A 20,030-nucleotide genomic window follows, 5' to 3' on the forward strand; every position below is an offset into this window, starting at 1 on the left:
CAACGTCGCTTGATGCCAACGTCGCGCCTCATTGAGTTTAGTCCGCGTCGAGTCCCCGCTCGATCGCATATCGCACCAGCTCCACTCGGTTGTGCAACTGGAGCTTGCCCAGCGTGTTCTGGACGTGGTTCTGGACCGTGCGGTGGGAGAGCACGAGCCGTTCGGCGATCTGCTTGTAGGTCAGGCCCTTGGCGACCAGCCTGAGCACCTCGGTCTCGCGCTCGGTCAGCCGCGGCCCCTCGGCGGGCGCGGAGTGCGCGGCCAGCCGCCGGTATTCGCCGAGCACGAGCCCGGCCAGCCCCGGGGTGAAGACGGCGTCGCCGTCGGCGGTACGGCGTACCGCGTCGAGGAACTCCTCCCGGCTGGCCGACTTCACCAGATATCCGGACGCGCCCGCCTTGACGGCCTCCAGCACGTCGTCCTGCTCGGCGCTGGCCGACAGCACCAGCACCCTGGGCGGCGGCTCGACCGCAGCCAGCCTGGCGGCCACCTGCGGGCCCGGCATGTCCGGTAACCGCAGGTCGAGCACCACGACGTCCGGCCGCACCGCCCCGGCCGCCCGCACGGCCTGCCGCCCCTCCCCCACGACGGCCACGACCTCGTAACCGGCCTCGGCGAGATCCCTGGCGACGCCGTCACGCCACATCGGATGGTCGTCCACCACCATCACCCGCACCATGCCGCAACTCTAACCGCGCCCCTTCGGGGGCAGCGGTCCCCAGGTGGTGCCGGAGGTCAGGCGGGGAGGGTGATCTCGACCTCGGTGCCCTGGCCGGGGACGCTCACGATCGAGACCTCGCCCCCGAGCTCGGCCACGCGCCCCCGGATGGACCGGGCGACGCCCATGCGGCCGTCGGCGAGCGCCTCGTCCAGGCGACCGTCCGGGATGCCCGGCCCGTCGTCCCTGATGCTGACGGTCACCGTGCCCTCGCCCGACTCCGCCAGCACCCAGGCCCGGGCCCCAGGACCGCAGTGCGCGCGGACGTTGTCCAGGGCCGCGCCGACCGCCGCCGCGGCCTCCTGCGCCACCGCGGCAGGCAGCACCAGCGGGGTCGCCGGGGTGGACACCGTGACCTCGGGCGAGCCATACCGCAGCAGGAGGGCGCGCAGATCTGTCGCGCCAGAAGCCGGCGGGCCGGTCGTGACGAGATCGCGCAGGGCGGCCTCCTGCTCGCCCGCCAGGCGCCCCAGCTCGGCCGCCTCGCCGCCGATCTGCCGCCCGCGCCGCTGGACCAGCGCCAGCACTTGCAAGACCGAATCATGGATGTCGCGGGCCAGCCGGTCGCGTTCGCGCTGGGCGGCCTCCATCTCGATGGCCCGCTGCATGCGCTCCTCGGCCTGCCTGGCCAGCCGGGCCACATGACCGACCACGACGCCCGCCAGGAAGAGCAGGACCGCGCCGTTGATCAGGATGGGCTCCTCATGGGTGCGGACCCGCAGCCACAGGTCGCCCGCCGCGACGACGGCCGCCGCCACCGCGCCCAGCCGCCTCCCCCCGTGCACGGCCCAGGCCAGTACGGGACCGGCCACCCAGGTGGCGGGGACCGGCATGGTGCCCTGCGCGCCCTGGCTGGCGCCTTCGACGTACGGGGAGGCCAGCAGGCAGGCCATCGTCACGAGCAGGTCGATCGCCAGCAGCGGCCACCGGCGCAGCGACTCGGCCGAGTAGGCGAACGTCGCCGCCGCCGTCCACAGCGCCATCACGCCGATGACCAGCCAGCCCAGCACAGGATGCTCGTAGCCGCGGTACTGGGCCATCAGCACGGCCGCGTACACCAGCGACGCGACGCGGTAGACCGCGATCGCGCGCCAGAACGGGCCCTCAATGGCCATGAGCCCCTCTCATGTTCCGACAGAAGGGTTGACAGATAGTGTCGCTATCCATGCGAATAGGACATGCCGGATGAAACAATCCGGGAACCCCTAATTGCAAGGAACCGATAGATGACCGCTGTGAATCATTTCACCTACGGCCTGCTGACGCCGCTGCTCGCCTACGTGATGTCGTGCATCGGGTCGATGCTCGGACTGCGGCTCACCGCACAGGCGCACGCCTCGCGCGGCGGTTCCCGGGTGCGCTGGCTGCTCGGCGCGGCCATCTCGATCGGCGGCACCGGCATCTGGGTCATGCACTTCATCGCCATGATGGGCTTCCAGGTGGAGGGCACCCAGATCAAGTACGACGTGTGGCTCACCGCGGCCTCCGCGGTGGTGGCCATCGTGGTCGTGGGCACCGGCCTGTTTCTCGTCTCCTACGGCGGCGGCCGGGTCCTGGCACTGCTCGGCGGCGGCCTGCTGACGGGGCTCGGCGTGGCCTCCATGCACTACCTGGGCATGTACGCGATGAACATGTCCGCCCACGTCGCCTACGACCGCCTCACCGTGGCCGCCTCCGTGGCCATCGCGGTGGTGGCCGCGACGGTGGCGCTGTGGTTCACGCTCCGGGTCAAGAAGCCGATCTGGATCACCCTCGCCGCCCTGGTCATGGGCGTGGCCGTGTCGGGTATGCACTACACCGGCATGTACGCGATGCGCGTCACGGTTGACTCCGAGCCCGGCGTGGTCACCGGCGCCGACGCGCTCGACTTCCTCGTGCCGCTCATGACCGTGATCAGCCTGATCACGCTGACCATGCTGCTCATGGTGATCCTCTCGCCGTCGGAGGAGGAGCTGCATGAGGACGCGGAGCTGGTGGCCAAGCTGGAGCTGCGCCGCCGCGCCGCCCAGCAGCAGCAACTCACCTACCCCGCGCCCGCCGCGCCGATGCCCCAGCCGCGCCGTGCCATGCAGGCTCGCAGAAGATAGTTGCGCGGGCGACAACCCCCTGTTCATACTCCCTTATCGGTGTGTAAGGGATGGGTGGGGGGCATGTCGCCGATTGACCATTTCTCGTTCGGGCTGTTAACGCCCGTTCTCGCGTACATCATGTCCAGCGTGGGCTCCATGCTGGGCCTGCTGCTGACCTCGAGAGCCCGCCTGGCCGGCGAGCGCGAGGGCAAGTACTGGCTGGTCGGGGCGGCCCTGGCGATCGGCGGCACCGGCATCTGGACCATGCACTTCATCGCCATGCTGGGCTTCTCGGTGGCCGGCTCGGCGATCCGCTACGACGTCCCGCTCACCGCCCTGTCCGCGCTCATCGCGGTCGTGGTCGTGGGGCTGGGGCTGTTCCTCGCCTCCCACGGCGGCGAACGATTATGGTTCCTGCTCGGCGGCGGCGTCCTGACCGGATGCGGCGTGGCGAGCATGCACTACCTCGGCATGGCCGCGATGAACATGTCCGGCCACATCTCCTACGACCCGGCGGTCGTCTCCCTCTCCGTCCTGATCGCGATCGCGGCGGCGACCGTGTCGCTCTGGTTCACGCTGCGGGTCAGGGGCGCGCTCAAGATCGGCGGTGCGGCGCTGGTCATGGGCGTGGCGGTCTCGGGGATGCACTACACGGGGATGTACTCGATGTCGGTGACCACGCACCCGGAGCTGGTGCCCGTCTCCGGCGCCAGGGCCATCGACCTCCTCCTGCCGCTGATCGTCGGCATCAGCGTGATCACCGTGGGCCTGCTGCTCGCTGTCATCCTGTCGCCCTCGGAGAAGGAGCTGCGCAGAGAGGCGGAGTACAAGGCGCGGCTGCACGAACACGACGAGGGCGCGCCGGAAGTGGATCTCTTCGGCACGCCCCGCGGTTGAGCTATCTCCTAGGTACGGCTTGCGACGCGTGGTGGGCCGCCGACTCGCCGCGGCGCAAGCCGTACCCCGAAGGGGGTTGTAGCGGTAACCCCGCTGGTTCAGAAGGTACGGCCGCGCGCTTGCAAGCCGCTTTCAGCTAACCGAAGAACACCTCCGCCTCGGCGTAACGCGAGACGGGCACGGTCTTCAGCTCCGCCGTGGCCTCGTCGAGCCCGACGCGGACGATGTCGGTGCCGCGCAGCGCCACCATCTTGCCGAAGTCGCCCTCGTGGGCCGCGTCGATGGCCTGCAGCCCGAACCTGGTGGCCAGCACCCGGTCGTACGCCGTCGGAGTGCCGCCGCGCTGGATGTGCCCGAGCACCGTGGTGCGGGCCTCCTTGCCGGTGCGCTTCTCGATCTCCTTGGCCAGCACCTCCCCGATGCCGCCCAGCCTGACGTGGCCGAACGCGTCGAGCTCGCCCGTCTGCAGCTCCATCTGGCCCTCGATCGGGTGGGCGCCCTCGGCGACCACGATGATCGGCGAGTATCGGGTGCGGAAGCGGGACTCGACATATTCGCAGACCCGGTCGATGTCGAACGGCCGCTCCGGGATGAGGATGACGTTCGCCCCGCCCGCCATGCCCGCGTGCAGCGCGATCCAGCCCGCATGGCGGCCCATGACCTCGCAGATGAGCGCCCTGTGGTGGGACTCGGCCGTGGTGTGGAGGCGGTCGATGGCCTCCACCGCGATGTTGACGGCGGTGTCGAAGCCGAAGGTGTAGTCGGTGCCCGACAGGTCGTTGTCGATGGTCTTGGGCACGCCCACCACATTGACGTGGCGGTCGTACAGCTGCTTGGCGACGCCCAGCGTGTCTTCGCCGCCGATGGCGATCAAGGCGTCGACACTGGTGGCGGCGAGGTTCTCCTTGATTCGGTCAACCCCGCCCTCGATCTTTATCGGGTTGGTGCGGGAGGAGCCGAGTATGGTGCCACCGCGTGGCAGGATGCCCCGCACGGCCTGGATGTCGAGCGGCATCGTGTCGCCTTCCAGCGGGCCGCGCCAGCCGTCACGGAAGCCGACGAACTCATGACCGTAGACGCTCACCCCCTTACGCACCACAGCCCTGATCACGGCGTTGAGACCGGGGCAGTCGCCGCCCCCGGTGAGCACTCCAATACGCATGGCGGGTTCCTCCCGATGGGGGTCACCTTGATGTCAGACTCGCATTGTGCCCGCCGTCACGGGCAGTGGTCTAGACCAAACGCACAGCTCCGCGACATAAACATCGATTGCGAGGAGATTTCGTGAGTGTGTTGGCCATCGACGCCGGGACAACGGGGGTGACTGCGCTCGTTGTCACCGATAACGGGCAAATCGAGTCCATGGGCTACGAGGAGTTCAGGCAACATTTTCCCTCGCCAGGCTGGGTCGAACACAATCCGGAGGACATCTGGCAGGCCACCCTCTCCGCGTGCAGCGCGGCGCTGAGCCGTGCCTCCGGCTCGCCGTCCTGTGTCGGACTCACCAACCAGCGCGAGACCGCCGTCCTGTGGGACCGGCGGACGCTGGCCGCCCCGTGCCGGGCCATCGTCTGGCAGGACCGGCGCACCGCCGAGATATGCGGGCGGCTGCGCGAGGCGGGCCACGAGCCGCGCGTGTCGGAGCTGACCGGGCTGCGGCTCGACCCGTACTTCACGGCCAGCAAGCTCGCCTGGCTGGCCGAGCACGAGGAGGGCGTGTGGGAGGGCGTCGAGACCGGCAACGTCGCCGTCGGGACGGTGGACTCCTACCTCATCGCCAGGCTCACGGCGGGCGCGCGCCACGTGACCGACCCGTCCAACGCCTCACGCACGCTCCTGTACGGCCTGGAGTCCGGCACCTGGGAGCCCGAGCTGTGCGAGCTGTTCGGGGTGCCCGAACACGCCCTGCCCGAGATCGTGCCCAACTACGGACCGCTCGGCCACACCGAGCCGTCGGCCTTCCTCGGGCTGGAGCTGCCGATCAGCGGGGTGGCCGGCGACCAGCAGGCGGCGCTGTTCGGGCAGACGTGCTTCGACGTGGGTGACGTCAAGTGCACCTACGGCACGGGCTCGTTCGTGCTGGCCAACCTCGGTGGGGAGATCGTCAGGTCCGAAGCGGGGCTGCTGACCACCGTGGCCTGGCAGACGCCGTCGGGCGAGCGCACGTTCGCGCTGGAGGGGTCGATCTTCGTGACCGGGGCCGCCGTGCAGTGGCTGCGCGACGGGCTGGGATTGATCGGCACGGCGCCGGAGTCGGAGGCCCTGGCGCGCACGGTGCCCGACAGCGGCGGCGTGGTGTTCGTGCCGGCCCTGACGGGACTGGGGGCGCCGCACTGGGATCCCCAGGCGCGCGGGCTGATCACCGGCATCACCCGCGGCACCACCCGGGCCCATCTGGTCAGGGCCACGCTGGAGGCGATCGCGTTCGAGGTGCGGGACGTGGTGGAGGCGATGACCGGGGGTCCGGTGCCGGTGCTCAAGGCCGACGGCGGGGCCAGCACGAACGACCTGCTCATGCAGCTCCAGGCCGACCAGCTCGGCACGGCGGTGGAGCGCCCGGTCATCCAGGAGACCACGGCGCTCGGCGCGGCGTTCCTGGCCGGGCTGGGCGCCGGGGTGTGGGGGTCGCGGTCCGACCTGCGCAAGACGTGGCAGCTCGAGCGGCGCTTCGTACCCGGCGCCCGGGACGACGCCGGCTACGAGCGGTGGCGCGCGGCCGTCGAACTGGCATCCCATCATCCGTCAACCACGGGTTGACCGCGAGGGGCGCCAGAGCGCGGCGCTCACCTGGTCGGCGTAGCCCTCGATCTCGTGCTCCCCGCGCCGCGACTCCTGCACGTTCGTGGTGGCGGCCGCGGGGTGACCGGCCGCCCCGGCGGGCCGCCACTTGGCCGACTTCTTACATGATCAGCACGCAGGCCGGGCGCTCGGCCTCGTACGCCTGGCCGGACGGCTGGGGCACGCCGTCCTTCAGGTCGAAGCGGGTGACGGCGTCCGACTGCCGGTTGGCCACGTACATGGTGGTCCCGTCGATGGCGAAGTGCCTGGGCCAGTCGCCGCCCGATGGCACCTCTGCCACCGGTGACAGGTCCTCGGCGCGCAGCACGGAGATCGTGTCGGGGCCGCGGTTGGCGACGTACACGAGGTCGCCCTCGATCTGGAGGTGGGACGGAGCGTTCTCGCCCTCCTGCCGGGAGGCGGGGGCGACGGTGCGGCGTTCGCCGTCGATGAGGGTGACGGTCGCGTTCAGCTCGCCCGCCACGTACAGGCGGGATCCGATGAACGCGAAGTGGCGCGGGCCCGTGCCCGGGTGGAGCGGGATCGGCTCCAGGACGGTGCCGTCGTAGCGGTAGCGGCGGATCTCGTCGGTGCCGAGGTCGGAGACGTGCAGGATCCCGTCGTGGAAGACGGCCTGATGGGCGTGCGGCCCCTCCTGGCGGTCCTTGTCCGGGCCGGAGCCCTTGTGGCGCAGCACGATCGGATCACCCTGGAACGCGCCCCGGGAGTCGAGGCGGTAGATGACGGCCGTTCCGTCGCCGTAGTTGGCCGCCGCGAGCACGCTGCCCGTGGGGTCCACGGCGACGTGGCAGGGGCTGTCGCCCTCGCTCGGCCGCTCGTCCAGCGGGCTCAGGCTCTCCCCGGCCTGGAAGGCGGTCAGCCAGCCGCGCTGGAGCTCACCCGCCGCGTACAGCACCGGCAAGGTGGGATGGGCGGCCAGGAACGACGGCGACGCCACTCTGGTGAGCCTGCCGCCGAGGGTGAAGATGCCTGGGCCATATCCGCCTACATAGACCTGCTTCACAGCTGGGATCCTTCCATGGTTGACTATGGCAATGAGTTCGTTGACAGAGGCAAGGGTTTCTGAGATCAGGGCCTTCAACCGGTTCTATACGAAAGTGATCGGCGTGCTGCAGGCAGGCATGCTCGACTCGCCGTATTCGCTGACAGAGGTGAGGGTGCTGTTCGAGCTGGCGCACTCCGCGCCGATGGAGACCGGCGAGCTGCGCGCCCTGCTCGGCCTGGACGCGGGCTACCTCAGCAGGATCCTGACCCGCCTGGACGGCGACGGGCTGGTCGCGCGCGAGCGCTCCACGTCGGACGCGCGCAAGCAACTCGTACGGCTCACGCCCGCGGGCATGGAGACGTTCCGGTCGCTCGACGAGCGCTCGGCCGAGGAGATCGAGCGGCTGCTCGCCGCGCTGCCGGACGAGGGCCAGGAGCGGCTGGTCACCAGCATGGCCACGATCAGGCGGCTGCTGGGCGCCGAGGGCAGGCGGGAAGCCGTTGTGATCAGGCCTCCGCGCGCCGGCGACCTCGGCTGGGTCGCCTTCCGGCACGGCGAGCTCTACGCCCGCGAGTACGGCTGGGGCACCGAGTTCGAGCAGCTCGTCGCCAGGATCGTCGGCGACCTGGACTTCTCGCGCGACGCGGGGTGGATCGCCGAGGTGGACGGGGAGCGGGCCGGGTGCGTGTTCTGCGTGCACCAGGACGAGACGACGGCCAAGCTCCGGATGCTGCTGGTGGAGCCGTCCGCCCGGGGGCACGGGATCGGGCGGAGGCTCGTGGAGGAGTGCGTGCGGCACGCGAAGGCCGAGGGGTACAAGCGGATGACGCTGTGGACCCGCGACAGCCTGGTGAGCGCGCGGCGGATCTACCAGGCGGCCGGGTTCGAGCTGGAGTCGGAGGAGAAGGGGACGGAGAACGGGGTCGAGGTCACCGAGCAGGTGTGGTCGCGCGACCTCCAGGCCACCAGTTGAGCGGTCCTGCCAGGCGCATCAGGCTCGGCACGAGCACCGCCCTGATCACGGTCGCGTCCACCAGCACGGCCACCGCCATGCCGACGCCGAGCATCTGCACGAACGTCACCTGCGCCGTGGCGTAGGCGGCGAACGTGAGCGCCAGGATGCCGCCGGCGGCCGTGATCAGCGGCGCGCCCCTCTGCAGGCCGGTGGCCACGGCCTGCTCGGTGTCGCCCGTCCTGTCGTACTCCTCCTTGATGCGGGAGAGCAGGAACACCTCGTAGTCCATCGACAGCCCGTACGCGACGCAGAGCATCAGGATCGGGATGCTGGGATCAAGCGTGCCCGTCGGGGTGAAGCCGAGCAGACCGGAGAGGTTGCCGTCCTGGAAGACCCAGACGATGGCCCCGAACATGACGCCCAGGCTCAGGACGTTCAGCAGCGACGCCTTGATCGGGATGACCAGGCTTCTCGTCATCCCGAAGAGGACCAGGAACGTGACGCCGAGCATGAGCGCCAGCACCAGGGGGAGCCGGTCGACGACCGAGGCCCGGTAGTCGGCCAGCTCGGCCGGGTAGCCGCCGATGAGGACCTCGAAGGGCGACTCGACGGCGCGTACGGCCGCCACCAGCCGGACGGGGTCGCCGGCCAGCGCCTCGGCGGACGGGACCACGGAGAGCCAGGCGCCCTGCCCCTGGAACCTTCGCGGGTCGCCGTCACCTGCCCGCCGGCCGTCCGCGAACGAGCCGGCGGCGGAGTCGACCTGGGCGACCCCGGGCAGGCGGGACAACGTCACGGCATACTGCGAAATATCCCCCGCCGTCCGATCTTTCGAGATGATCTGGATGGCGTCGGTCTCCTCCGCCGGGAAGGCCTGACGGATCACCTCCTGGGTCTGCCGGGACGACGCCTCCAGGGGCAGGATGCGGTCGTCCGCCACACCGAAGCGCAGCCCCAGGAACGGCGAGGCGAGCAGCAGCAGCACCGCCGTGGCCAGCCCGCCGAACACCAGCGGCCGGCGCATCACCCTGGTGGCCAGCGCATGCCAGAACCCGGACTCGCGCTCGGTCCTGACCCGCCGGGGCAGCACCGTGCCGCCGATCGAGGCGAGCACCGCGGGCAGCACGATCACCGCCGCGAACAGGCCGCCGATCACGACGGCGATGCCCGCGTACGCGAAGGACCGCAGGAAGTCGAACGGCAGCGCGAACAGCACGGCCAGAGACGTGGCCACGGTGAGCCCGCTGAACAGCACGGTCCGCCCAGCGTGCTCGACGGCTGCGGCGATCGCGCTCGCCCGGTCGGCGCCGCGCCGCGTCTCCTCGCGGAAGCGCTGGATCACGAACAGGCAGTAGTCGATGCCGAGCCCGAGCCCCATGGCCAGGGTCAGGTTCAGGGCGAACGTGGAAATCTCGGCAAATATCAGGACTCCGCGCAGGAGCGCCAGCCCGATCACCATGGCGAGCACCCCGGCCAGGATCGGCACCAGCGCCGCCATGGCACGGCGCTGGTAGAGCCAGAGCAGCACGAACGCCAGCGGGAAGATGACCAGCTCGGCCCGCACGAAGTCCTGCCTGGCCAGCGGCACGGTCTCCCTGAAGACCTCCTCCCCTCCCCCGGCCCGCACCTGGAGCAGGCCGGTGCCCTTGGTGATCTCGGGCACGAGCCTGGGCAGCACCTGTGCGCGCACGTGGCCGGCGTCCCCGGGGATGCGCACCATGATCAGCGCGTGTTTGCCGTCCTCGCTGCGCAGGGTGGCGGGCTTGCCCCTGGTCCAGTACGAGGCGGACTCGGCGACCCCCTCCTGTCCGGCGACCCGCGCGGTCAGCTCCCTGCCCTCGGCCTCGGCGGCGGGATCGTCCACGGTGCCGGACCTGACGGTCACCAGGAAGATCATGTCGGGGCTGCCGGTGCCGAAGCGCTCGACCAGCTCGGCCTGCGCCCGGTCGGACTCGCTCCCCTGCGCCTCGAACCTGGCCAGCGACAGCCGCGGCACCGCCCCCGCCGCCAGCGCCGCGGCCACGACGAGCACGACGGCGGAAAGCGCCAGCACGATCCTGCGGCGCCGTACGAGGAGGAATCCCAGCCTGCGCAGCGGCGGCCCGCCCGTCTCCTCCCGAGCCGGCCGGAGCTGCGTGTTCACGGTCATGTCCGTCTCCCCCCGAGCAAACTCGGTAAACTGCTCGTGTTTTCGTCGTCGGATCAGAAATACAAGTAAATGCTCGCATTTGTCAACGAGGAGACCCATGCCTGAACGCACGGTCCGCCGGCAGGCGCGTGGCCTGAAGCGCATGGCGGAGATCCTCGACGCCGCCGAGTCGGTGGTCGCCGAGGTGGGATATCCGGACATGACGACGAACCACGTCGCCACGCGGGCGGGGATGTCGCCTGGTTCGCTGTACCAGTTCTTCCGCAACAAGGAGGAGATCCTGGACGGGCTGGTGGCGCGCTACACCGTCGACCGGCAGGAGTTCTGGGCGGCGCGGCTGGCCGCCGTCACCCCGGAGGTGCCACTGGAGGTGCTGGTGGGGCAGCTCGTGGACGAGAGCGTCAGGTTCAAGAGCGCGTCACCGGCGTACTGGTCGCTGCTGTACGGGTCGGCGACGGGCGATCAGCTGGCCGCGGCCTCGCAGCGACTGCACGCCGACATCGCCCGGCAGGTCGCGGCCATGCTGCGCCGCCGCTCCCCCGAGCTGCCCGAGGAACGCGCGGCGCTCATGGGGACGATGGCGGTGGCCATGGTGAAGGCGGTGATGCCGCTGGTCACCTCCGCGCCGCCCGAGCGCGGCGCGGAGCTGGTGGACGAGCTGAAACTCGCGCTGGTGCGTTATCTGGCCTGATCAACCACAGCCGGCCCGAGCAACTGCAGCTGGCCTGATCGACCACAGCCGGCCTGATCAACCGCGGAACGGCCCTGCCACCTCGAACGTGTGGCCCTCGGTGCGCCCGCGCCTGGCCGAGAAGTAGAGCCGCTCGCCGCCCGGCGAGAAGGCCAGCCCGGTCAGCTCCGCCCCCGGGTGGCCCTCCAGCCTGAGGAACGGCGTGACCGCCCGGTCGGGGGCGATGACGTCGATCTCCGTCGTCTCCCTGGCCACGTAGAGGTCGCCCGAGGGGGCGGCGGTGATGGCGCGCACGCCCTCGCACAGCCGGTCGAGCGTGGAGGTCTGCGCGTCATAGGCCCACAGGCCCGTGTCGCCCTTGGTGGTGAAGTAGCACACCCCGCCCGCGTAGTGGCAGCCGTCGCCGCCGTCGAAGTGGCGGGCGTCCTCGACCTGGTGGCGGGCCGCCGCGCGCAGGGCCGCCGGCGAGGGCACCGTCTGCCAGCGGCCGCCGGCGCACAGCACCTCGAGCGTGCCCTCCGTCAGGTCGCCCCAGTCGCCGGGCCTGAACCGGTAGAAGCAGCCGTCGGGCTCGTCCTCGGTCATGTAGATCACGTGCCGCTCCGGGTCGCAGGCGGCGGCCTCGTGCCTGAAGCGGCCCATCGCCAGGCGGGGGCGCGCGGCGCGCGCGCCGTAGGGGTCGCACTCGAAGACGCGGCCGCGGTCGCCCAGCTCGCACGACAGCCAGGTGTGCCACGGCGTGGCGCCGCCCGCGCAGTTGAGGTCGGTGCCCGACAGGATGCGGTAGGCGTCGCCGACGGTGCCGTCGGGGCGGAAGCGCAGCGCCGAGGCGCCGCCGAGCAGCGGAAGCTCGGAGTTGGACACGTAGATCCAGCCGGCGCCGTCGGGGAAACAGGCGCCGCCGTCGGGCGCGGCGTGCCAGGTCAGCCCGGCGACCTTGTGGCCGGAACGGGCCACCACCCTGCCGGTGAAGCCCGAGGCCAGCGCGAGGCCGTCGGCGCCAGGCGGGCCGAGCGGACCGTACGGGCTGGTGCCGCCCCGCCAGAGCGGCCCCGTGCGGAGGAGAGTCTTGTGGGACATCGTGGGCCTCCCTCTAGGTGCCACGCTAGTCGACCGCACGGACATGAATGGCAGGGACTCGCGACATCAAACTCTGCGCAAACCCCGGACTCCCTCCGCGCGATCATGCGGCCAACACCCCGTACCCGAACCCGGCGCCCCCGCCCGTACCGCCCTCTGGTGGGACCGCCGCCTCACGTGCCGCTCGCGGCATGCCGAAGCCCGGGCTCCCGATCGGGCTCCCGGGCTTTCGGCAGATCAGTCAGGCCGTCCGGTCAGGCCATGGCCTGGAACATCCAGTGCTGCTTGTCGATGTCCTGCGCCACCGAGATGAGCAGGTCCTGAGAGACCGGGTCGGGCTCGTCGGTGGCCCGGACGCGCTCGTGCATGCGCTTGCTGACGCCGCTCAGCAGGTCCGTGATCGTCGCCACCACCTTGCCGTCCTCCAGCCAGCCGGACTCCGGCTGCTGGAGCTTCGTGGCCCTGGCGACCGTGGCGGAACGGCCGTCCGGGTTGGCGCCGATCGCGACGGCGCGTTCGGCGATGGTGTCCATGTGCCTTCTGGCCAGTTCGGTGAGCTCGTCCAGCTGGAGATGGATCGAGCGGAAGTGAGGGCCGATGAGGTTCCAGTGTTCTTGCTTGGCGACCAGCGAGAGGTCGATGAGATCGACCAGGGCGCCCTGTAGAGCCTCCGCGACGGCGTTCTTGGCCTCGCCCGAAAGTGGGCCGGTAATCGCGGCCATGTCGTGTTCCTCCCCGTAGGTCGGACTTTTCCCTAATTAGAACGACAACGACGCGGCGGCAGGCATTCCGGCCTGTTGTTGACAGTGTAATAATGACAGTGTCATCGTGGAGGTATGAGCGACACCTGGACCATCGGCGAGCTGGCCGAACGCGCGGCCCGCGCCCTGCGCGGCGGCGGGTCGCCGGTCAACGGCCGGGTCCGTGACGTGCCCGGAGAGCGGCTGATCAGGTGGTATACGACGATCGGCCTGGTGGACCCGCCGTTGACCAGGCGCGGCAGGATCGCCCAGTACGGCCGGAGGCACCTGCTGCAGCTCGTGGCCGTCAAGCGCCTGCAGGCGGCCGGCCACTCGATCGCCCAGATCCAAGCGGCTCTGGCCGGCGCCACGGATCGCATGCTTGAGGCCACCGCCGGCCTGGCGCCCACCTCCGGGGCGGACGCGACACCGAGGCTCGGCGCCGCTCCCCACCTGGCCCCCTGCCTGGAGGGCTCATCGGCGCTGAACGACATGGCGGGGCCGGGACCCACATCGCGACCGGACGACGCACCGGCACCGGACGGGGCGACTCGACCGGACGGGGCGGATCGGCTGGAGGACGCGTTGCTCAGCGAGCCGCCGCTGAGGCACGGGCCCACGCCCACCGGCCGCGCGAGACTGGAGACCGATACCACGTACGACGGCCCAGGACGCGGTGCCGATGCCACACACGACGACCCGGGATGCGATACCCGAGCCACGCACGACGGCCCGGGACGCGCGACCCGGGCCACACACGACGGCGCGGGACCGGCTGCCGGTGCCCGAGTGGACGATGCGGGTGCCGCTACCGGCATAGGTGCCGAGCGGGACGGTGTCACGACCGAGCGCAGTGCAGCCGAGCGCGGCGTGATGCGTTCCGATGACGACGCGGCACAGGCCAGGACCGGCACCACGCACACCCGAGACGGCGTCGCGCGCGCCGACGGGGAGAGCGCGCGCGAGCGGTTCTGGGCTGATCGGCCGGGGAAGGCTGACACAGGGGCGGCAGGGACGGCCGGTCAGGGGGCGACCCATGGCGAGCCGGGCGTGCCCCGGACGGTTGCCCCGATGGTCACAGGAGTCAGGCTGGCGGACGGGGTGCGGCTCGTGCTGGACGCGGGCCAGGTCCCGTCCGAGGAGGACGTTCAGGCGGTGCTGGCGGCGGCGGCGCCGCTGCTCGCGGTGCTCAAAGAGAGGGAACTCACGTCAACTATCACCGGCTGAAGCCGGTGGCTTGCTCTCACGGTCCCGTCTGGCTGAAGGGAGGCCGGTAGCGTGTGGCTGGTTGACGACAGCCCAGCCCGCAGCGCCGAGCATAGCGATGTTGCGGGCCGCGATGTGGTCGGCGTGCCCAGCGAGGCCACACCTGGTACAGGCGAACCGGCCCCGCGCCGGCCGGTTCGCCCTGCTGGTCCATCCGCATTCCGGGCAGGCCTGGCTGGTGTAGGCGGGATCGACCAATATGAAGGCGATCCCGGCCCGGGCGGCCTTGTAGCGGGTGAACTCGATGTTCTGGGCGAAGGCCCAGGAGTGCAGGGTGCGCCGCTGGAGCCGGTGAGCCCTTACCCGCCCGCGGATGCCCTGGAGATCCTCCAGGGCGATCCCGCGGCCGGTGCGTTCGGCTTCGCGCACCACGTACTTACTGATCTGGTGGTTGAGGTCGGTCATCATCCGGTGCTCACGCCCGGACAGACGGCGCAGCACCCGCCGCGCCGCAGGAGTGCCCTTCCTCTGCAACCGGCGGCGCAGCCGATGCCGCCGCTCCCGCAGCGTACGGACATGGCCGTTACCTTCGATGAGACCGGGCAAGGTGGGGCCGGGCAGCACCGCCCCGTCGGAAGTGACCGCCAGGCTCGCCACTCCCTGATCCACTCCCAGGAAGCCGTTGACAGGCTCGCCCACAGGTGGTTTGGGCAGGGTGAGGGCGACGTGCAGCAGCCATACGCCGCGCCGGCAGATCAGGGCGGCCTCCCCGATCGGCAGGGTGTCGAGGGCTTTGAGGTCTTCCTCGCGGCCGGTGTAGGAGACGTGGACGCGGCCGGTGGGGGTCCACAGGGACACGATGCGGGCATCTCGGTTCCAGGTCATCAGGCGCGCGTCGTAGGGGATGGCGCCGTGCGGGCGGAAGATGTGGGCGCGTTTCTTGGTGGCGCGTCGGTTGGCATAGGCGCCCGCGACCCGGGCGATGGCGCGCACGGCTGCTTGGGCGGCCAGTCCGCCGAAGTGGGCGCGCGCTTGGTGGTAGGCGAGCCGGTGCAGGTCCAGGATGGCGAAGATGCGCTGCTGCCAGGCAAGGCGGGAGATGTAGGTGGCTGCCTGGTTGCACACCTGGACGGCTTCGGCGAGGGCACCTACCTGGGCGGGGGTGGGGGCGAGCCACAGTTGCACGACGGAGGGCAGGCCGTGCCGTTTGGCGGCCGAGCGGCGGATCGCCATCGCGCACCTCCTGTCACTGAAGCATCACCCACCGCAAAGATTACCGGCTGTTACCGAGCTTTTCCATACTGTTTTCGAAAGGAGGGGTGGCGCTTCCTCCCGGCCCTGAAGGACCGGGTCTCCGCGCCACAATCCAGATGAAGATCACTTCGCTGGAGCCCGCACGGTGCCTGCCGGTGCCGGACGCCGGGTTCGGCGCGCTGCGGACGGAACGCGGCAACCTGCCGCTCGAGAGCGTGGACGTGGCCGCCGACATCTCCGGGCTCATCGCCGGGGTCGAGGTCACGCAGGGGTTCAGGAACCCGTTCGACGTCACGCTCGAGGCCACGTACGTCTTCCCGCTGCCCGACAGGGCGGCCGTCACCGGGTTCAGGATGGAGGCCGACGACCGGGTGGTCGAGGGCGTGCTGAAGGAGCGCGGTCAGGCCAGGGCCGACTACGACCAGGCGCTGCGCGAGGGCAGGCGGGCGGCGATCGCCGAGGAGGACCGGCCCGACGTGTTCACGATCAGGGTGGGCAACATCCTGCCCGGCGAGCGCGTGTCGGTCAGGCTGACCATGAGCCAGCCGCTGCCGTACGAGGACGGCGCGGCCACGTTCCGCTTCCCGCTGGTCGTGGCCCCGCGCTACATCCCGGGCAGCCCCATCGACGGCCCGCCCGCGGGCGACGGCGCCGCGCCCGACACCGACGCGGTGCCCGACGCGTCCAGGATCAGCCCGCCCGTCCTGCTGCCCGGCTTCCCCGACCCCGTGCGCCTGTCGCTGCGCGCGAGCGTGGACGCGGCCGGGCTGGAGCTGCGTGAGCTGGCCTCCAGCCTGCACGTGGTCGAGGAGGAGGGCCACACGGTACGCCTGCGCCCGGGCGAGCGGCTCGACCGGGACTTCATCCTGCGGATGTCGTTCGAGGCGTCCACGTCGCTGCAGCTCGACGGCCGAGACGGCGCCGGCACGTTCGCTCTCACGGTCGTGCCGCCGCCGCTCCAGTCCACGCGCACGCCGCGCGACCTGGTGCTGGTGCTCGACCGTTCGGGCAGCATGGGCGGCTGGAAGATGGTCACCGCGCGCAGGGCCGCGGCCCGCATCGTCGACACGCTGACGGAGCAGGACAGGTTCGCGGTGCTGACGTTCGACTCCGTGGTGGAGGAGGCGTTCGAGGGGCTGGTGGAGGCGTCCGACCGCAACCGGTACCGAGCCGTCGAGCACCTCGCCCGCGTGGACGCCCGCGGCGGCACCGAGCTGCTGGAGCCGCTGCGCCGGGCCATCGCGCTCCTGGGCGCGAGGAACGAGCGCGAACGCGTCGTGGTGCTGGTCACCGACGGCCAGGTGGGCAACGAGGACCAGATCCTGGAGCAGGTCGGCGGCGCGCTGTCGGCCATGCGCGTGCACACGGTCGGCATCGACCGCGCCGTGAACGCCGGCTTCCTCGGCCGCCTGGCCGGGCTCGGCGCGGGCCGGTGCGAGCTGGTCGAGTCGGAGGACCGGCTGGACGCCGCCATGGAGCAGATCCACCGCAGGATCGGCGCTCCCCTGGTGACCGACCTCTCGCTCAAGGGCCTCGACGTCGAGCCGGACACGGTCACCCATCTCGGGTCGATCTTCCCCGGCGTGCCGCTGCGCGTGTACGGGCGCTACCGCGAGGGCTCCTCGCTGACCGTACGCGGGATGGCCGCGGACGGGCCGTGGGAGGAGCAGGTCGCGGGCGTGGCGGTGGACAATCCGGCCATCCGCGCCGTCTGGGCCCGCGCGCACCTGCGCGAGCTCGAGGACCGGTACGCCATGGGCGAGCACGACCTGGAGTCGCGGATCGTGCGGACCTCGCTGGAGTACGGCGTGCTGTGCCGCTTCACCGCGTACGTGGCGATCGACACCAGGCAGGTCGCCGAGGGCGGTCCGGAACACCGCGTCATCCAGCCGGTCGAGCCGCCGAGCGGATGGGAGCTGCCGCAGGGCCCGCCGATGATGGGCTTCGCGGCACAGGCCGCGGTGATGGCCGCTCCGCCCATGGGAGTCCAGCGGATGCGGCTCCCCGAGCCGGGCCTCGGCCTGTCCGACCTGGATCAGGGGTTGATCGCCGGCGACCCGCAGGGAGCCTCCGAGGGGTTCGGCGGGCCCCGGGTGCCCGCGCAGCCGCCGGCGCCCGCCCCGTTCGCGCCCGGTGGCGGCGCGCGCGGGCGGGGTGGCGCCATGCCGAAGCCCGGCCCGCGCCCGGCACACCGGCTGGAGTCGGTCAGGCCGCAGCTGGTGGCGGAGCTCGAGCGGCTGAAGGCGCTGCCCGCGCCCGACCTGCTGTACCTGGCGGACCTGGGCTCGCGGCTGGCCGCGCTGGCGGCGTACCTCGGGGGGAACGAGCAGCTGGAGACGCTGGCCCGCGAGCTCGAGGCCGCCGAACGGCCGGGCGCCGACGCCCAGGCCCTGCACGAGCGCGCCGTGGAGGTCCTCACGACTCTCGTGGGCGACGACCACGGGCCGGGTCGCCGCGGCTCCTTCTGGAAGCGCGCCTAGGCACGTGCGGAGGGGCGGTTACATGATCGGATTCCACTGTTTCATGAGGACGATCTCGTAGCCGCCCACCGCCGTGTACGGGTCATCCCGGAGGATGTCGCGCAGCTCGGCCTCGTCCGCCACCTCGTACACGTGCAGCGCCCCCGTGTCGTCCGCCCAGGGACCGGCGGTCACCAGCCGTCCCTGCTCCTTGAGCCGCCGCAGGTGCTCCCGGTGCGCGGGCCGGGCCGCCAGGCGGCTGGGGGCGTCGTCGAAGGCTATTTCCAGTACGTATCTCGCCATGCCCGCACGTTAGGGCCCCGCCGGCCGGGTGCTCAGCATCGCGGGTCACCGGGGTGGTGTATCACGGGATACATGACGTACACGCTGGCCGACCTGCCGATGTTCGGCGGGCTCGACGACGGGCGGCTGCGCGGGCTCGAGACGCTGGCGCGGCGGCGGCGCTACCCGGCCGGGCAGGTGCTGTGCACCGAGGGCGATCCGGCCGAGCACCTGATCGTGCTGCTCGACGGGCGGGTGAAGGCCGGGCGGGTGAGCGCCGAGGGCAAGGAGGTGGTGCTCGCCGTGGAGTCCGCGCCGGTCGCGTTCGACAAGACGGCGCTCCTCGTGGACGGCCCGCACCGGGCGACCCGTACGGCCTTGACGGCGGTGGAGGTGGCGTACCTGCCGCGCTCCACGGTGCTCGAGCTCGTCGCCGCCGAGCCGACCGTCGCGGCGCGGCTGCTGCGCACGCTGGCCGCCACCGTGCGGGACCTGGACGAGCGGCTGACCGACGCGGCGGTGCGCGACGTGCCCGCACGCGTGGCCACCTGGCTGGTACGCCGGTGCGCGGCCGGCCGGGTACCGCTGCACGCGGGGCAGGCGGGCCTGGGCGCCGAGATCGGCGCGACCAGGGTGAGCGTCAACCGGGCCCTGCGCGGGTTCGAGCGCCGGGGAATGATCGAGATCCGCGCCGGCGAGGTTATCGTGGTCAATGCCGAGGCCCTCGCCCGCCTGGCCGCACTCCCGGCCCCCGCGCCCTGATCCCCTCCACCAGGCACCGGCGGCGAGTCGCACACGTGACGCGGCGGCGGCGCCGGTGGAGGCGCGCCGCCCGGTGAGAGGGGACGGCGGAGCGCCCGTACCCTGGACACGTGACTGCACTTGTCCTGGACGGCGGCCTGTCCACCCAGCTCGAACGCCTCGGCGCCGACCTCGGCGACGAGCTCTGGTCCGCGCGGTTGCTGCTTGAGCAGCCCGAGCTGATCAGGCGCGTGCACGCCGACTACTTCGCGGCGGGGGCCGACGTGGCCACGACCGCCAGCTACCAGGCCACGATCCCGGGCTTCGTACGGCGCGGGCTTGACGTGGCGGCGGCCGAGCGGCTGATCAGGCTGTCGGTGGAGCTGGCCGCGCAGGCACGCGACGAGGCCGGTCACGGGCTGGTGGCGGCCTCGGTCGGCCCGTACGGCGCCTACCTGGCCAACGGCGCCGAATACACCGGCGACTACGGCCTCGACGAGGACGGCCTGTTCGAATGGCATCTGCCGCGCTGGGAGATCCTCGCCTCGGCCGGGGCCGACCTGCTGGCCTGCGAGACGATCCCGTCGTACCCGGAGGCGCGGGCGCTGGCCAGGCTGCTGGCCCGCACGCCCGAGGTGAAGGCGTGGGTGAGCTTCTCCTGCCGCGACGCCGAGCGGCTCAACGACGGCACGCCGATCCGCGAGGCGGCCGCGCTGTTCAGCGGAAACCCGCAGATGGTGGCCGTGGGGGCGAACTGCACCGCGCCGCGGCACATCCCCGGGCTGATCTCGCGCCTGTCCGGCGGGCTGCCCGTGGTGGTCTACCCGAACTCGGGCGAGACCTGGGACGCCGGGCACCGCCGCTGGCTGGGCCTCGCCGACCCGGTGGAGTTCGGGCAGGCGGCCAAGGAGTGGCAGCAGGCGGGCGCGTCGCTGATCGGCGGGTGCTGCCGTACGACTCCGGAGCACATCGCGCAGATCCGCGCCCACCTCTCCTGAGACCCTG

Annotated in this window: 18 protein-coding genes; 9 read left to right on the top strand and 9 right to left on the bottom strand. The window is 71.6% G+C overall.

The genetic code is table 11. The features are described from left to right. Positions 1–37: 37 nt before the first annotated feature. Both ACIBVN_RS11375 and macS read right to left on the bottom strand, forming a co-directional pair. Positions 38–679: a response regulator gene (locus ACIBVN_RS11375; protein WP_397135105.1), complete on the bottom strand. Its 642-nt coding sequence runs from the start codon at positions 677–679 to the stop codon at positions 38–40. Positions 680–735: 56 nt separating this feature from the next. Beyond that, entirely contained in the window at positions 736–1,833 is a 1,098-nt protein-coding gene (macS, locus tag ACIBVN_RS11380; protein WP_397135107.1) for a MacS family sensor histidine kinase, read from the bottom strand. 111 nt (positions 1,834–1,944) lie between these two features. Between macS and ACIBVN_RS11385 the strand changes: the two genes are divergently transcribed. After that, on the top strand, positions 1,945–2,805 hold the full coding sequence (locus ACIBVN_RS11385; RefSeq protein WP_397135109.1) for an MHYT domain-containing protein: 861 nt from the start codon (positions 1,945–1,947) through the stop codon (positions 2,803–2,805). Positions 2,806–2,868: 63 nt separating this feature from the next. Then, positions 2,869–3,684 carry an MHYT domain-containing protein gene (locus tag ACIBVN_RS11390; RefSeq protein ID WP_397135111.1) on the top strand — a complete coding sequence of 272 codons (816 nt, stop codon included), beginning with the start codon at positions 2,869–2,871 and terminating at the stop codon, positions 3,682–3,684. Between the two features lie 136 nt (positions 3,685–3,820). Here ACIBVN_RS11390 and ACIBVN_RS11395 read toward each other — a convergent pair whose 3' ends face one another. Then, positions 3,821–4,846: a 6-phosphofructokinase gene (locus ACIBVN_RS11395; protein WP_397135113.1), complete on the bottom strand. Its 1,026-nt coding sequence runs from the start codon at positions 4,844–4,846 to the stop codon at positions 3,821–3,823. Between the two features lie 122 nt (positions 4,847–4,968). Between ACIBVN_RS11395 and glpK the strand changes: the two genes are divergently transcribed. Then, positions 4,969–6,441 carry a glycerol kinase GlpK gene (gene glpK / locus ACIBVN_RS11400; protein WP_397135115.1) on the top strand — a complete coding sequence of 491 codons (1,473 nt, stop codon included), beginning with the start codon at positions 4,969–4,971 and terminating at the stop codon, positions 6,439–6,441. Positions 6,442–6,583: 142 nt separating this feature from the next. On the opposite strand, the gene ACIBVN_RS11405 is transcribed toward glpK, so the two are convergent. Next, positions 6,584–7,486, bottom strand: coding sequence for a lactonase family protein (locus tag ACIBVN_RS11405; RefSeq protein WP_397135117.1), 903 nt, complete (start codon positions 7,484–7,486; stop codon positions 6,584–6,586). A gap of 31 nt (positions 7,487–7,517) precedes the next feature. On the opposite strand from ACIBVN_RS11405, the gene ACIBVN_RS11410 reads away from it, so the two are divergent. Next, positions 7,518–8,441: a GNAT family N-acetyltransferase gene (locus ACIBVN_RS11410; protein ID WP_397135119.1), complete on the top strand. Its 924-nt coding sequence runs from the start codon at positions 7,518–7,520 to the stop codon at positions 8,439–8,441. Here ACIBVN_RS11410 and ACIBVN_RS11415 read toward each other — a convergent pair. Beyond that, positions 8,398–10,572 carry an MMPL family transporter gene (locus ACIBVN_RS11415; RefSeq protein ID WP_397135121.1) on the bottom strand — a complete coding sequence of 725 codons (2,175 nt, stop codon included), beginning with the start codon at positions 10,570–10,572 and terminating at the stop codon, positions 8,398–8,400. The two genes, ACIBVN_RS11410 and ACIBVN_RS11415, sit on opposite strands and share 44 nt — an antisense overlap. A 97-nt stretch (positions 10,573–10,669) precedes the next feature. Here ACIBVN_RS11415 and ACIBVN_RS11420 point away from each other — a divergent pair, with 97 nt between their 5' ends. Then, entirely contained in the window at positions 10,670–11,263 is a 594-nt protein-coding gene (locus ACIBVN_RS11420; protein ID WP_397135123.1) for a TetR/AcrR family transcriptional regulator, read from the top strand. 57 nt (positions 11,264–11,320) lie between these two features. Here the strand turns inward: ACIBVN_RS11420 and ACIBVN_RS11425 are convergent, their stop codons facing one another. Next, a complete protein-coding gene (locus ACIBVN_RS11425) occupies positions 11,321–12,343 on the bottom strand; it encodes an alkaline phosphatase PhoX (protein ID WP_397135125.1) in 1,023 nt (340 codons plus the stop codon). 254 nt (positions 12,344–12,597) lie between these two features. Next, positions 12,598–13,065, bottom strand: a complete 468-nt coding sequence (locus ACIBVN_RS11430) for a Dps family protein (protein WP_397135127.1) — start codon at positions 13,063–13,065, stop codon at positions 12,598–12,600. Positions 13,066–13,179: 114 nt separating this feature from the next. On the opposite strand from ACIBVN_RS11430, the gene ACIBVN_RS11435 reads away from it, so the two are divergent. Next, positions 13,180–14,310, top strand: coding sequence for a MerR family transcriptional regulator (locus ACIBVN_RS11435; protein WP_397135129.1), 1,131 nt, complete (start codon positions 13,180–13,182; stop codon positions 14,308–14,310). Here the strand turns inward: ACIBVN_RS11435 and ACIBVN_RS11440 are convergent. Further along, positions 14,293–15,522, bottom strand: coding sequence for an RNA-guided endonuclease InsQ/TnpB family protein (locus tag ACIBVN_RS11440; RefSeq protein WP_397135130.1), 1,230 nt, complete (start codon positions 15,520–15,522; stop codon positions 14,293–14,295). The two genes, ACIBVN_RS11435 and ACIBVN_RS11440, sit on opposite strands and share 18 nt — an antisense overlap. Positions 15,523–15,659: 137 nt before the next feature. On the opposite strand from ACIBVN_RS11440, the gene ACIBVN_RS11445 reads away from it, so the two are divergent. Further along, positions 15,660–18,023, top strand: a complete 2,364-nt coding sequence (locus ACIBVN_RS11445; RefSeq protein WP_397135131.1) for a VIT domain-containing protein — start codon at positions 15,660–15,662, stop codon at positions 18,021–18,023. Between the two features lie 18 nt (positions 18,024–18,041). Here ACIBVN_RS11445 and ACIBVN_RS11450 read toward each other — a convergent pair whose 3' ends face one another. After that, positions 18,042–18,305 carry a YciI family protein gene (locus ACIBVN_RS11450; RefSeq protein WP_397135133.1) on the bottom strand — a complete coding sequence of 88 codons (264 nt, stop codon included), beginning with the start codon at positions 18,303–18,305 and terminating at the stop codon, positions 18,042–18,044. Between the two features lie 72 nt (positions 18,306–18,377). Between ACIBVN_RS11450 and ACIBVN_RS11455 the strand changes: the two genes are divergently transcribed. Then, positions 18,378–19,046: a Crp/Fnr family transcriptional regulator gene (locus ACIBVN_RS11455; protein WP_397135135.1), complete on the top strand. Its 669-nt coding sequence runs from the start codon at positions 18,378–18,380 to the stop codon at positions 19,044–19,046. 110 nt (positions 19,047–19,156) lie between these two features. Continuing rightward, entirely contained in the window at positions 19,157–20,023 is an 867-nt protein-coding gene (gene mmuM / locus ACIBVN_RS11460; RefSeq protein WP_397135137.1) for a homocysteine S-methyltransferase, read from the top strand. Positions 20,024–20,030: the final 7 nt, after the last annotated feature.

Source organism: Nonomuraea sp. NPDC049400, assembly GCF_044466425.1.
Classification (GTDB): domain Bacteria; phylum Actinomycetota; class Actinomycetes; order Streptosporangiales; family Streptosporangiaceae; genus Nonomuraea.

Coding starts and splice junctions, on each gene's coding strand:
- ACIBVN_RS11375 (WP_397135105.1), bottom strand. CDS start 679: ATGGTGCGGGTGATGGTGGTGGACGACCATCCGATGTGGCGTGACGGC.
- macS (WP_397135107.1), bottom strand. CDS start 1,833: ATGGCCATTGAGGGCCCGTTCTGGCGCGCGATCGCGGTCTACCGCGTC.
- ACIBVN_RS11385 (WP_397135109.1), top strand. CDS start 1,945: ATGACCGCTGTGAATCATTTCACCTACGGCCTGCTGACGCCGCTGCTC.
- ACIBVN_RS11390 (WP_397135111.1), top strand. CDS start 2,869: ATGTCGCCGATTGACCATTTCTCGTTCGGGCTGTTAACGCCCGTTCTC.
- ACIBVN_RS11395 (WP_397135113.1), bottom strand. CDS start 4,846: ATGCGTATTGGAGTGCTCACCGGGGGCGGCGACTGCCCCGGTCTCAAC.
- ACIBVN_RS11410 (WP_397135119.1), top strand. CDS start 7,518: ATGAGTTCGTTGACAGAGGCAAGGGTTTCTGAGATCAGGGCCTTCAAC.
- ACIBVN_RS11415 (WP_397135121.1), bottom strand. CDS start 10,572: ATGACCGTGAACACGCAGCTCCGGCCGGCTCGGGAGGAGACGGGCGGG.
- ACIBVN_RS11420 (WP_397135123.1), top strand. CDS start 10,670: ATGCCTGAACGCACGGTCCGCCGGCAGGCGCGTGGCCTGAAGCGCATG.
- ACIBVN_RS11425 (WP_397135125.1), bottom strand. CDS start 12,343: ATGTCCCACAAGACTCTCCTCCGCACGGGGCCGCTCTGGCGGGGCGGC.
- ACIBVN_RS11430 (WP_397135127.1), bottom strand. CDS start 13,065: ATGGCCGCGATTACCGGCCCACTTTCGGGCGAGGCCAAGAACGCCGTC.
- ACIBVN_RS11435 (WP_397135129.1), top strand. CDS start 13,180: ATGAGCGACACCTGGACCATCGGCGAGCTGGCCGAACGCGCGGCCCGC.
- ACIBVN_RS11440 (WP_397135130.1), bottom strand. CDS start 15,522: ATGGCGATCCGCCGCTCGGCCGCCAAACGGCACGGCCTGCCCTCCGTC.
- ACIBVN_RS11445 (WP_397135131.1), top strand. CDS start 15,660: ATGAAGATCACTTCGCTGGAGCCCGCACGGTGCCTGCCGGTGCCGGAC.
- ACIBVN_RS11450 (WP_397135133.1), bottom strand. CDS start 18,305: ATGGCGAGATACGTACTGGAAATAGCCTTCGACGACGCCCCCAGCCGC.
- ACIBVN_RS11455 (WP_397135135.1), top strand. CDS start 18,378: ATGACGTACACGCTGGCCGACCTGCCGATGTTCGGCGGGCTCGACGAC.